Annotated in this window: 12 protein-coding genes; 5 read left to right on the plus strand and 7 right to left on the minus strand. The window is 45.3% G+C overall.

What is annotated here, in order from left to right:
• Positions 1 to 194 precede the first annotated feature (194 nt).
• The 4 genes from KJB05_RS11305 (at position 195) to KJB05_RS11320 (ending at position 3,943) form a co-directional block, all read left to right on the plus strand.
• On the plus strand, positions 195 to 1,097 hold the full coding sequence (locus KJB05_RS11305) for a triacylglycerol lipase (protein WP_038889487.1): 903 nt from the start codon (positions 195 to 197) through the stop codon (positions 1,095 to 1,097).
• 13 nt (positions 1,098 to 1,110) lie between these two features.
• Complete coding sequence (locus KJB05_RS11310; protein WP_208446184.1) at positions 1,111 to 1,965, plus strand: lipase secretion chaperone; 855 nt, start codon at positions 1,111 to 1,113, stop codon at positions 1,963 to 1,965.
• A 173-nt stretch (positions 1,966 to 2,138) separates the two neighbouring features.
• The gene (locus KJB05_RS11315) at positions 2,139 to 2,354 is read left to right on the plus strand and encodes a hypothetical protein (protein ID WP_208446185.1); all 216 of its coding nucleotides are present in this window, start codon (positions 2,139 to 2,141) and stop codon (positions 2,352 to 2,354) included.
• A gap of 5 nt (positions 2,355 to 2,359) precedes the next feature.
• Positions 2,360 to 3,943 carry an SgrR family transcriptional regulator gene (locus tag KJB05_RS11320; RefSeq protein WP_208446186.1) on the plus strand — a complete coding sequence of 528 codons (1,584 nt, stop codon included), beginning with the start codon at positions 2,360 to 2,362 and terminating at the stop codon, positions 3,941 to 3,943.
• A 105-nt stretch (positions 3,944 to 4,048) separates the two neighbouring features.
• Here the strand turns inward: KJB05_RS11320 and KJB05_RS11325 are convergent, their stop codons facing one another.
• From KJB05_RS11325 to pspA, 7 genes are all read right to left on the minus strand, one after another.
• The gene (locus KJB05_RS11325) at positions 4,049 to 4,609 is read right to left on the minus strand and encodes a DNA-3-methyladenine glycosylase I (RefSeq protein ID WP_208446187.1); all 561 of its coding nucleotides are present in this window, start codon (positions 4,607 to 4,609) and stop codon (positions 4,049 to 4,051) included.
• A gap of 69 nt (positions 4,610 to 4,678) precedes the next feature.
• The gene (vmeI, locus tag KJB05_RS11330; RefSeq protein ID WP_208446188.1) at positions 4,679 to 7,789 is read right to left on the minus strand and encodes an efflux RND transporter permease subunit; all 3,111 of its coding nucleotides are present in this window, start codon (positions 7,787 to 7,789) and stop codon (positions 4,679 to 4,681) included.
• A complete protein-coding gene (locus KJB05_RS11335; RefSeq protein ID WP_208446189.1) occupies positions 7,786 to 8,871 on the minus strand; it encodes an efflux RND transporter periplasmic adaptor subunit in 1,086 nt (361 codons plus the stop codon). Before KJB05_RS11335 ends, vmeI begins: the two co-directional genes overlap by 4 nt.
• 1 nt (position 8,872) lies before the next feature.
• Positions 8,873 to 9,904: an efflux RND transporter periplasmic adaptor subunit gene (locus KJB05_RS11340; RefSeq protein ID WP_045368575.1), complete on the minus strand. Its 1,032-nt coding sequence runs from the start codon at positions 9,902 to 9,904 to the stop codon at positions 8,873 to 8,875.
• 156 nt (positions 9,905 to 10,060) lie between these two features.
• Complete coding sequence (gene pspC / locus KJB05_RS11345) at positions 10,061 to 10,450, minus strand: envelope stress response membrane protein PspC (protein ID WP_005425740.1); 390 nt, start codon at positions 10,448 to 10,450, stop codon at positions 10,061 to 10,063.
• Positions 10,443 to 10,676 (minus strand): envelope stress response membrane protein PspB, encoded by a 234-nt coding sequence (pspB, locus tag KJB05_RS11350; protein WP_005425720.1) that lies wholly within the window; start codon positions 10,674 to 10,676, stop codon positions 10,443 to 10,445. Before pspB ends, pspC begins: the two co-directional genes overlap by 8 nt.
• A gap of 14 nt (positions 10,677 to 10,690) precedes the next feature.
• Positions 10,691 to 11,362, minus strand: coding sequence for a phage shock protein PspA (pspA, locus tag KJB05_RS11355; protein ID WP_005425704.1), 672 nt, complete (start codon positions 11,360 to 11,362; stop codon positions 10,691 to 10,693).
• A gap of 233 nt (positions 11,363 to 11,595) precedes the next feature.
• Here pspA and pspF point away from each other — a divergent pair, with 233 nt between their 5' ends.
• Complete coding sequence (gene pspF / locus KJB05_RS11360; RefSeq protein WP_208446190.1) at positions 11,596 to 12,606, plus strand: phage shock protein operon transcriptional activator; 1,011 nt, start codon at positions 11,596 to 11,598, stop codon at positions 12,604 to 12,606.
• The last annotated feature ends 208 nt before the right edge of the window (positions 12,607 to 12,814 follow it).

A 12,814-nucleotide genomic window follows, 5' to 3' on the forward strand; every position in this document is an offset into this window, starting at 1 on the left:
TAGAATTAACTAACATTCTATTATTCACCAGTTTAATGTTCATTGAATCTGTTGATTTTCTTTTGAGTAATCACAGAACAAGAAAATGTGCTACAAATGAACTTCTCATCCTCAAAACTTATCTTCTAATTTATAAAATTGACAAGAGGTCATACCACAAGGAGATAGTTTTGAAACTCAAATTCATAACAACAATGCTTTTCGTTTTAAGCACCTTACCCTTTGCATCTGCCAACGCCAGTGGTTACACAGAAACCAAATACCCCATTGTCCTCGTTCATGGACTGTTTGGCTTCGATACTCTCGCCGGAGTGGATTACTTTTATGGCATCCCACACTCTCTGACCAAAGATGGTGCAACGGTTTATGTCGCGCAAGTATCTGCGACCAACAGCAGCGAGGCACGTGGAGAGCAGCTTCTTGCTCAAGTTGAAACACTACTTGCCGCAACAGGTGCGGAAAAAGTGAACTTGATTGGGCATAGCCATGGCGGCCCGACAACACGCTACGTTGCTTCAATACGTCCCGATTTAGTGGCATCCGTTACTAGCATTGGTGGTGTAAACAAAGGCTCAAAAGTGGCGGACATCGTAAGAAACACCGTTCCAGAAGGCTCCATCAGTGAAGGCGTAGCAGTAAAGTTGGCTGAAGGGCTCGTAACCTTGATAAACCTACTGTCTGGTGGTTCCGATCTTGACCAAGATCCGCTTGCTTCTTTAGCCGCACTCACCACTGAGGGCTCACTTGAGTTCAACCAATATTATCCTGAAGGTATTCCAACCAGTGCATGTGGAGACGGCGACTTATTGGCATCGAATGGCGTGTATTACTATTCATGGACAGGCTCTTCGAACTTTACCAACCTATTTGACCCAACTGACGGTGCAATGGTGGTTTTAGGCTTGGCATTTGATGGGCCCAACGACGGTCTTGTCGATGCATGTAGCACTCACCTCGGCAAAGTTATTCGTGATGATTACAAGATGAATCATCTGGATGAAATCAACGGACTGCTTGGTATCCACCACCTCTTCGAGACTGACCCTGTGACGTTATATCGCCAGCATGCTAATCGCCTGAAACTACAGGGTTTATAATAAGGAAGCCATCATGAAAAAAGTCGCTCTTATCACATTGTCCGTTGTATCACTGGTTAGTGTAGGAGCGGCTTACCTGTACCAACCTCAATCATCGCACCTAATAAAGGCGAAATCACAACAAGACACCACTGTTGACCTATCCTCTCAGAAAGACTTCTTCGAGTACTCTTTAAGCAGTTTGGGAGAGCAAGACCTTGAAGTGATAAAAGCGACTGTGAATGCTGGTGAGTTGCAGAAAAACGCCCTCGGCATCAGTTCTGAGTTGTTCGACACTTATCTCGCTTACAAAGAAGCGCTCTCTAAGCTGGAACCTTTCGAAGGGGGGTCATTATCATTACAAGAATTAAAGCGGCTCGATGATGCGATCCTAGCGATGCAAAGAACGTTTTTTACTGACGAGCAAATTGCCCAACTGTTCGATGAAGAAAACAGGCTACGCCAACTAGCAATTGATAAGCTTGCTATTCAAGCAGCCAAGTTAGATGCGAATACTCATCAACAAATGCTAGAAGAAACCCTCGCTGCACAACCTGAGTACATTCAACAAAGTGAGCGCAATAACGCACTGGTCTTGCAGCTTAATCAAGCCTCAGGGATGGACGCACAAGAGAAGTATTTGACTCGTGTTGATTTAGTCGGTGAAGAAGGTGCTCAGCGCCTCCAAGCGCTGGATGACAAACGAGCGGCTTTCAATACCTCGCTCGATGACTATTTAAAGAAGCGAGCGGAAATCTTGAACAACGATTTTCTCGGCGAGGAAGAAAAGAAATTAGAAATTGCCGGACTAAGAGAACAGAGTTTTGAAGAAAAACAGTGGCGTCGCATCGAAGCATTAGAAAGAATTCATGATAGCGAACAAAGATAAAACAAGGAGTCAGGTGCAATTTATTAGTGAGAGTCACTCGCTCTACTCCCTTCGCATACAGACAATTTGAGTGCTCCATCCTATAAAACCGGAACAGACTAAAAATCTGTTCCGGTTTTATTTTTATCTCGTCACTTAGCCTGTTTGTTCCCAAAGCAAAGAGGTACTAAACAATGAGCGCATTCCGTTATATCGTAAACTTTATTCAAACCAGCCATAATTACGAGATGAAGCGTGGGCTCTTGGCTAAGATGTTCTATTTAACGCCTGCCGAGAGAATCCAACGTTTAGACGAGGTCTTTGATACAACCCAATTTAGCGAAGAAGCCCTCTCCCTCGTATCAGACAATGGCAGTGCGCATCCGGAAGATCAAAAAGAACAACGATAAAAACAATGAATAAACGTAAGCTGGAATTGTATGAGGATCTATTCAAGAAAGTAGGTCCGGGAAAAACCCATATTCACATTGGCGAGATTGCGGATGCTTTCCATTGCAGTGATCGTCACGCTCGCACGCTATTGAAACAAATGGGCGAGTATAAATGGCTGACATGGACTCCTATGAAAGGACGCGGTCAGAAAGGTGAATTAGTTTGCTTACAAGAACCAGTCACCGCTTGCTATCAGGCCGTTGACCACGCAATTGGCCAAGAGCGATATGATCTCGCCCACCAGCTTGTTGGTTTCCATGACCGAAGTGTCGCCTCCAACTTAAAACGATACTTGGCTCATACCGCCCACAACAGCGAAAACACCATATATGCACCCTTTCATCGTAAACTGAATTGGCTTCATCCCCACTTTGCGATGGGACGTACTGAACGCCACTTAATCCACGAAGTATTTCAGACCTTAGTAAGCCACGATGGAAGCGCCATTCACCCCAATCTCGCACACTATTGGTCTAGTTCGTACTCCCACACTTGCTGGCGCTTTCATTTAAGCAGCAGTGCGATGTTTCATGACAAGACGAATGTGACCGCTGAAGACGTGGTAACTAGCTTAAATGCACTAGTGAACTCCCATTATTGGCGTGGTTTGTATGACCACATTGATGCCATCTCTGCGGTGACACCTTATTGCATTGAAATCAACCTTAGTGAACCCGATCCATTACTTCCGTCATTATTGAGTCGAGCCGAAACTTCTATCCTTCCTAGTCGTTTTGTTCACAGTGAAAAGTTGGCGTTCCAACCCATTGGTTCTGGCCCATTTTCTGTCGATATCAATTCAGATAAGGTTTTGAGACTCAACCGAAATGAACACTACTGTGGACAAACTGCATTAACAAAACACATTGAAATTTGGATCCATGAAGAGTGGAAGCAGGATAAGAAATGCGCAGAAAACTTCTTTTTTCTTGAATCAGGAGAGGAGAATTACCAAGTCAGCACACAAAACATCGGCCACTTCTATGTGCTTATTAATCATAAAGAGCTGCAAACTGACTCAATCAAACAAGGCTTTTCTACCCTAATGAGTCGTGATAACAAATGCAGTTTAGCTTTGCCATTCCCGATCAGTTTTAGTTACGAAGACAATAATGAAAGCCGACAGTTTTCTGCGAAGCTTCAAGCAGCGTTACCTTCATCTTCTGGCCAAAATAAGTCACATCAAGTTGAATATGGGCGCGCTATCTCGAATCAAGATATCACCCTAGGTGGGATTCGATTGGAGGGGGATCAAAGCACCAGCTTGTTCGCTTTTTTCAAACTCTACCCTTATTGGCAACAATGTATGACTTGGCGCCAACAAAGCCGTTTAGAAGAAGTACTCAACCTAGCTCGATACGCTTCTTGTTCTGAGGAAAGAGAAGCCTTGCTCAATACTTTGCTTCATGAACTAGCAGAGCAAAACATTTTATCGATTTTAGCGACGGAAGATTTAACCTTAACGATTCCTTCCAGAGTGGCAGGAGTTGAAATCAATACGATTGGTTGGTGTAACTTTTCCAAGCTTTGGATACAGCCCCATTAATGTTTAAAAGGTAACTGGCTTTACTTGGTGCTAAGTCTCTCTAGACAATACACTTTCGCCAATGCCAGTCTCCTTCAACATTCGCTATTCAATAAGCAAGACCGATCAGTTGGTTTTTTTCGGGCAACCAACAATGTGGTCATCGACCATGCCTACTGCTTGCATGAAAGCATAGCAAATCGTCTCGCCCACGAACTTAAATCCTTTCTTTTTAAGGAATTTGCTCATCGCTTTGGACTGCTCCGTAGAGACTGGCACTTGGCTCATGTCTGTCCAATGATTCACTATAGGTTTGCCATCAACAAACTGCCATAGAGCATTAGATAGGCTGCCGTATTCTTCGATTAGTTGCTTTGCCGCTTTAGCGTTGCTAAATACCGAGTTAATTTTGCCACGGTGCTTAACCACGTCGAAATTTTCAACGATAAACTCAGTACGTACTTCATCACGTTGAATGAGCTTATCTAAGTCATAGTTTTCGAATGCTTGGCGATAGCCTTCTCGCTTTTTCAAAATCGTAATCCAACTTAAACCGGCTTGCGCGCCTTCTAACGTGATGAACTCAAACAACACGTTATCGTCATAAACGGGTACGCCCCACTCTGCATCATGATATTCACGCTCAAGTGGATGGTTCATCGCCCATGCACACGTATTTTGTTCCATATTCAATCCTTATAAAAACGCCCCTGACGTTAGCCAGAGGCGCTTTAGAATGTTACTTAAACTCAGTCGTTATTTTGGTACTGCTACCCTGTGGAATAGACGATACAACACTGGAACGACAATTAGTGTCAGTACGGTCGCAAAACCCAAACCAAACATGATGGTTACGGCCATCGGTTTAAAGAAGATATCCGGTAGTAGTGGAATCATACCTAGAATCGTCGTGATTGCTGCCATACATACAGGGCGAACACGACTGACCGCGGCATCCACAACTGCGTCGTACGCTTCTTTACCCGACTTCATTTCAATCTCAATCTGATCAAGCAGTACGATACCATTTTTCAGCACCATACCTGATAAGCTCAAGAAACCTAGCAATGCCATAAAGCCAAACGGTGTATTCAAGGCGAGTAGACCGGTTGTTACACCGATCAATGCCAGAGGCACCGTTAGCCAAACAATCAGTGGCTCTTTGATTGAGTTAAACAAGAAGATAGTAATCAAGAACATGAACAGGTAGCCCATCGGCATCGTCGTAAACAATGACGCCTTGGCATCGCCTGATGATTCATATTCTCCACCCCACTCTAGCGAGTAACCCGGTGGCATTTCGATGGCTTCAATCGCTGGCTGCAGACGTTTTTGCAGTGTTGCTGCCGTCTCTTCACCTAAGATATCCGGATCTGCCATCACCGTTAGCATGCGCTTACGGTTCTTACGAACGATAATTGGGTCTTCCCAGCGCATGTCATAACCCATAGTTACTTGCTGTAGCGGGATAAACTCGCTCTGCGCAGGGCTCCAAATCTTCATGCCTTCGATGTTACGAATGTCGATACGCTCATCTTCAGGTAGTCGCGCAACGATTGGCATTAGTGTAGTGCCATCGCGGTACAGACCGATCGTCATGCCCGAGAACGACATAGATAGGAAATCATCAACGTCAGACTTGGTGATGCCGTAACGACGAGCTTGGCTCTCGTTAAATTGAGGCTCTAGCACTTGTGTACGTTCACGCCAGTCATGACGGATGTTAGTCGCACCAGGATCAGCGTACATTACGTCCATCACTTGCGCTGCGATAGTACGAAGCACAGTAGGATCAGAACCAATGATACGCGCTTCGATCTTCGCACCGCCACCAGGACCCAATTCAATTTGCTTTAGCTTGTAGTTAATTTCTGGGTAGTTGGTTTTGATGTGCTCTCTAAAGCGATCCATTAATGGCGCTAAGGCTTCATAGTTCTCAACACGCGTGGTGATCTCACCGTAAGCTGCGTAGCTTTTCTCTGGCGCATAAGTCAGCATGAAACGCTGCAAGCCTTTACCAGCCGTTGTGGTAATGTGATCAACGTGATCTTGCTCAGCGAGCCAACCTTCCAGCTCTTTCAGCGTGTCATTCGTCGCTCGAATATCTGTCCCTTCAGGCAGCCACACATCCAATTGGAAAATAGGCGTGGTTGAAGATGGGAAGAAGGCTTGTTTAACGTAGGTAAACCCGTAGACACTTGCCGCCAGTCCCGCAACCAACACAACAACAGTGAACCATGCGCGGCGCATACAGAAGCTCAAGAACTTCTTGTACATGACAAACACAATGCCATTGTATGGGTCATTGTCTTCGCCTTCACCACTCTTAATTTTCTGGCCTTTGAAGAAGATGTCCGCAAAGAATGGCGTTAGCGAGATTGCAGTGAACCAACTCAGCATTAGCGAGATAAGCAGTACCGTAAACAAGGTACCACAGTACTCACCCGTCGAGTCTTCAGACAAACCGATCGGTGCAAATGCAGTTACCGCGATAACCGTCGCACCCAATAGTGGCCACTTGGTTTGCGTGACAATGTCTGTTGCAGCTTGCAGTCTCGTTCGCCCTTTTTGGGTACCTATCAATATCCCTTCCACGACCACGATGGCGTTATCCACCAGCATACCTAGAGCAATAACCAAGGCACCAAGTGAAATACGCTGCAAGTCGATGGCTAAGTACTTCATGAAAATGAAGGTACCTAATACAGTCAACAACAAGATCAAACCAATCAGCAAACCAGAGCGCAAACCCATAAAGAAGAGTAGAACAACGATTACGATACCAACCGCTTGTGCCAAGCTGATAACGAAACCACTAACCGACTTGTCCACTTCTTTCGGTTGGTTGTAGATCTCTGAAATCTGAACGCCAACGGGTTGCTGGTACTTCAGCTCTGCAACACGACGGTCAAATGCTTTGCCCACTTCAACAACGTTCACACCCTGAGCAAAGGAAACACCCAAGTTCAGCGCCAATTGGCCGTTATAGTTGATGATGTTGGTTGGGACATCGACGTAGCCACGTTTAATTTCGGCAACGTCTTTCAAGAAGATAAGCCCTTGTGCACCCGACTCGGTCAACAATAGATCGCCAAGCTCATCAACACTTTGGAACTCACCAGTTGGTTGAATGCGGATGTACTCGTCACCAATTCTTATCGCACCGGCGTCAGAAACGACGTTTTGGGTCGACAGTAAGTTAAAGACGGTATTTGGAGAAAGACCAAGACTGCTTAGCTTCTTCATCGAGATTTCAATGAAGACTTGTTCTTGTTGTTGGCCTGAAACCGAAACCTTGCTCACCCCATCAACCAGTTCAAGCTCACGCCTCAAATAGTCAACATAGTCGAGCAGTTCTTTATAGCTGTAGCCATCACCAGTGACCGCAAGCAAGATCCCATATACATCACCAAAGTCATCAATGACCGACGGTTCGTTCACACCCGGCGGTAATGAGCCTTTTAGATCGTTGACCTTACGGCGTAACTCATCCCATATTTGCGGCAAGTCATCTGGACCATAGTTGTTTTTCATGGTCACGGTGATTTGTGATAAACCACGGCTAGAAATCGAGTTAACTTCATCCACATAAGTGAGCTGCTGGATGGCTTTTTCCAGTGGATAAGTCACCTCTTCCTCAACCTGTTGTGGGGTTGCTCCAGGGTAAGAAGTCACTACCATTGCATCTTTGATCGTAAAGGCCGGATCTTCTAGGCGACCTAAACCAAAGAACGCGGAGACACCACCAATCAAGAAGATCAGCGATACCATCCAACTGATTACACGGTTACGAATGAAGTACGCCGCGATACCCGTTACGTTTTCATCATCATCTTTTTGAGGCGCAACTTTGTTTTGTTCACTCATTGAGTTGCCTCCTGCTTAACCACTTCCACTTTCATGCCATCTCTTAATCGGGAAACACCAGCGACAACCACTTTGTCGTCAAGCTCTAAGCCATCGAGAATCTGTACCGAGGTCTGCGACGCTTTGCCAGCGCGGACTTGCTTACGAGTCACCGTATTGTCGTCATTCAAGACCCAAACAAACTTGTTCTCGCGACTCAGATCATCACCATCAGCATTGAAGATCGCCTCAATTGGCACGTTGATGCCGATATTGAGATCGAGACCTGTTTTCTCATCTTTTGATGTTACATCCACCGCCATACCGTCAAGGATGTATTCATCTTCAGGCATTGGCAGCGACAGCGTCACAGTAAAGGTGCCAGTGTCTGGATCAGGCTGTGTTGTAAACTCTTTGATGTGCGCTTTATATTCGTTACCACTCGGTACACGAACCACAGCATTGATACCCGATAAAAGCTCCTCTGTCGGAGGCTGGTTCACATACAAACGGTCTGGGAGCTGAATCAGAACCTCAACGCGGTCCACACTGTGAATGTTCACAATGTATTGACCAACTTGAATGTTCTCAAACTGGTCGACGTTTACGCGAGAGATGATGCCGTCAACTGGCGCTTTCAGCTCCGTAAATGACAAGCGTAGTTTTGCAAGCTCCAGCTCTGCTAGTGCAATTTGGCGTTGTGCTGCAATTTCATCAAATTGAGATTTTGCCAGTAAGCCTTTTTTCACTAGAGGCGCAGAACGGCGATATTGACTGTCTACAACAGAAAAACGCGCCGATGCGTTATCGACATCCAGTTGGTAATCGGTTGGATCTAGCGTGGCAATCACGTCACCTTTAATAACCTTATCGCCTTCTTTGACTAATACGCGACTTACCTCTCCCGCTACACGGAAACTCAGATGTGAACGATCAGCAGCGTTCGCTACAGCGGGGAAATACAAGTTGTCATCAACCTTTTTTCCTTCCAAGGAAGCAACGCGAACACGAGGGGTTTCTAATTCTCTTTCCGGCCCTTTATCACCACAGCCAGCAAGTAACATCGCCGAACATAGAGTGGTTAAAGCTAAGACTCCTTTCATATTACAATCCTCGCTCCTTCACCCACTCACGAACCTTAATACCCGGCTCAATGACATTCACGCCAGATACGATGATTTGGTCACCATCATCCAAGCCCGCCTCAATTTGTTGTTTCTCATTTAGAGTGACAGACGCTTTTTCGACAATGCCTTGGTCAGTGACTCTCCAAACGCACGTCTTACCATCTTCAGTGAAGATCGCTGAACTCGGGATTCTTGTTGCGCCCGCATTTTCAGACACTAAATGTACGTTCCCAGACATACCAGGCAAGATACCTACCCCCTCAGGGCGTGCCATTACCATGGTGACTTTATAACTGCCGGTTTTTGGGTCCGCTTCAGTATCAATTTCTTGGAAAGTCAGATCAAACGACTGCTCAGGAAACGCATCAAACGTCATCGTCGCGTGCGCATTGGCTCCTTGAGTAAATTTACTCAGCAAGTGGTCTGGTAGCTGGAACAGCACTTTCATCACTTGATTGGTTTGAATGTTCATGACGCCTTCTTTGGCCGCCACGTATTCATGATTTTCAGCAGGAAGATAAGAAATTGTGCCGTCATAAGGGGCAACAAGTTTAGTGTATCTCAGGTTCGCTTTAGCCTGATTCCACTGTGCTTTTGCCGAGTTGTGATTGGCTTTTGCTGCGTCGAAATCTTGCTCGGACACCACTTGCTCTTTACGAAGCTTTTTAGAACGTTCGTATTGAACATCGGCTAAGGTGTAATTCGCGCGAGCTTGTTTTTCTAGGAGTGAGTACTCGTCAGGGTTGAGTACGGCAAGTACATCGCCTTTGTTAACCATTTGTCCAGCATTCACTTCTATTGATTGAAGTAAACCTGGCACTCGGAATGCGAGTACTGCTCGGTCGCCGGCTTCTGTGGTGGCAGGAAAATGTCTTTCAAACTGAGCATTGCCTACAGAGACCGTGAAGAGTTTGGCGGGCCGAGATTCGGGTTCAGGGACTGGTGGTAGCTCTTTTCCACATCCTGAGAGAACCGTCATGACAGCGATTGGAATGAGCGCTTTTCTCATGTTAATTCATCCATTTAAGATCCATTCCTTTTAAAGTAGATGAATTTGGGGCGTTCTTCTAGAGCATCAGAGCAAAAAAATTCTTTAAAAATAGCAATTTGAGACAAAAATAAAGCAGGCCGTAGCCTGCTTTATCAATAATTCAGTAACTAATCACTAGAGATTATTAAACTCTCTGTTTACGCGATAAGTATCAGAAGTGACATACGCTTCCATATTACGGATTTTGCCATCAAGACGATTAAAGTCGCTCTCTAATACACTTAACAGCTGATCTGGGCTTTGTCCTTTCTGCCAAGGCTTACTTTTCAGCGTGTGCTCTTGACGAGATTTAATGTTTTCAGTGTAAGTCACCGGTTGCTTTTCTAGCATGAAGGTCATCGCAATATAGGCCAACAAGACTAGGAAAGTACCGCCCAACAAAGCAGCGGAAATCACAACGATACGAATCAACCAAACTTCCGCGCCAAAGTAGTTTGCGACTCCGGCACACACACCGGAGATCTTGCCATTTACTGGGTCACGATACAGTTCTCGTTTAATCATACTTTCGTCTCCACGTTGGGGATTCTGAGTCTAGGATACGCTCCAATGTTTCAACTCGAGACTGCATCGCTTCCGCTTTTTCAGACAGTACCTGAAGGCGCTCAAGATCTTGGCTCGACAGTGCACTATCTGCTTTGCGTTTGCTGCGATAGTGTAAAAAGAGCCATAGTGGAGCGACAAAGATTAAAAAGACAATCAATGGTCCAGTAATAAAAAATGTCGACATAAATGGCTCCTTTCTTATTTATCGTTCGATGACATCTGTTCTTTCAGTTTTGCCAACTCTTTTTCAATTTCGTCTTGTGCTTGTAGTTCTGCAAACTCTTGGTCTAGTGACTTTGCATTGCCTGTTTTCGCGTATAGGTCTGCTTCTGCTTCCATCTCGTCAATCTTACGAGAGTATTGCTCAAACTTTGCCATCGCTTCATTTGTGCGACCTGCATGTAGCTGCTTTTGTACATCACGACGGTTAGATGCCGTTTGGTTACGAATTGCTAGCGCTTGTTGCTTCGCACGAGTTTCCGTGATTTTTGCTTCTAACTTACCGATTTCGCCTGTTAGCTTCTCGATCGTTTCTTCTACAAGTGTTTGTTCAGTGTGAAGACCTTTAATCACTTGCTCTAGCTTTTGCTTTTCAATCAGAGCAGCACGCGCCAAATCTTCACGCTCTTTCACGAGTGCTAGGCTTGCTTTTTGGCCCCACTCAGTGATTTGCTCTTCTAGTGCTTCGACTTTGCGAGCCAACTCTTTTTTGTCTGCAATCGCTTTCGCCGAGTTAGTACGCACTTCTACAAGTGTGTCTTCCATTTCTTGGATGATAAGGCGGATCATTTTTTCAGGATCTTCCGCCTTGTCTAGCAATGCACTGATGTTTGAGTTAACGATATCTGCAAAACGAGAAAAAATACCCATAACGGAACTCCTCTTTTTTCCTATTAAAACTCGACAAGGTGGTGATTCACCTTGTGTCTCCCTTTACATATAACAAGTAGCGTGCCAACTTTTATTGTCTATATTAAACAACAGCTTACGCATTTTGTTGTTGTTGCATACCGTTATGCTATGATGGTTTTTACCAACTGTTGGTAAATTTCACCAACTTCAATACTGTAAATCTTGGCCAGACAGAAAATAAGAAGGATTTTATGAAGCAGAACCTCATTGGTGAATCGCCCGCCTTTCTCGCCGTATTAGATAAAGTATCACAACTTGCGCCGATTGAGCGGCCCGTTCTTATTATTGGGGAACGAGGCACAGGTAAAGAGCTCATCGCGCAACGTTTACACTATTTATCAAAGCGTTGGGATAAGCCACTGCTTTCTCTAAACTGTGCGACATTAAGCGAGGGTTTGATTGACTCAGAGCTGTTTGGTCACGAATCGGGTTCATTTACAGGGTCGAAAGGTAAGCATAAAGGCCGCTTTGAGCGCGCCGAAGGTGGCACCTTGTTCCTTGATGAATTGGCGACCGCGCCACTCCTCGTTCAAGAAAAACTCCTACGTGTGATTGAATATGGCGAATACGAGCGCGTTGGTGGACACACTGCATTAACTGCAGACGTTCGCTTGGTTTGTGCAACCAATGCTGATTTACCAAAACTGGCAGAACAAGGGGATTTCCGTGCGGATTTGCTCGACCGTTTGGCCTTTGACGTCATTATGCTTCCGCCACTGAGGGAGCGAAAAGAAGACATCCTTTCCCTTGCCGAGCATTACGCGATCAAGATGTGTCGTGAATTGCAGTTAGAATACTTTGTTGGCTTTACGGAAGAAGCACAACAATCACTGCTCGATTACGAATGGCCGGGCAACGTTCGTGAATTAAAGAATGTGATTGAACGAGCAATCTATCGTCACGGCCTCAATTCAGATCCTATCGAACACCTTATCTTCAACCCATTTCAAACGGGTTGGGATAACTCGCTCGGCCACACTGCCGCTCATGAAGAAACCGAGACAACAGAGGCCACTCCGCACTCCGCAATCCACTTCCCTCTGGATTACAAGCAGTGGCAAGAAGATCAAGATATTGAATTGCTCAACCGAGCACTAGAAGAAGCGAAGTTTAACCAACGCCAAGCCGCAGAATTATTGGGGTTAAGCTACCACCAGCTTAGAGGTATGGTCAGAAAATATGGCTTAGTCGGTCAAGGATAATTGCCACATGCCCTCTCACTCGAGTAATGGCTCACTATACTGAAGGAAAACAAGCGGTTTTAGTAAACGCGAGTGTTTTACACAAATTAGTGAGCAATTTGAGAGGCAAATAAGGTCAACAACCAGACAATGATACGGTAATTTGATCTAACACCCCGCGACTCAACGATTTTATGTTTGGAGCGAGTTGGCAAAGGTGATAAATTAG

Source organism: Vibrio sp. B1ASS3 (genome assembly GCF_905175355.1).
Taxonomy (GTDB): domain Bacteria; phylum Pseudomonadota; class Gammaproteobacteria; order Enterobacterales; family Vibrionaceae; genus Vibrio; species Vibrio owensii.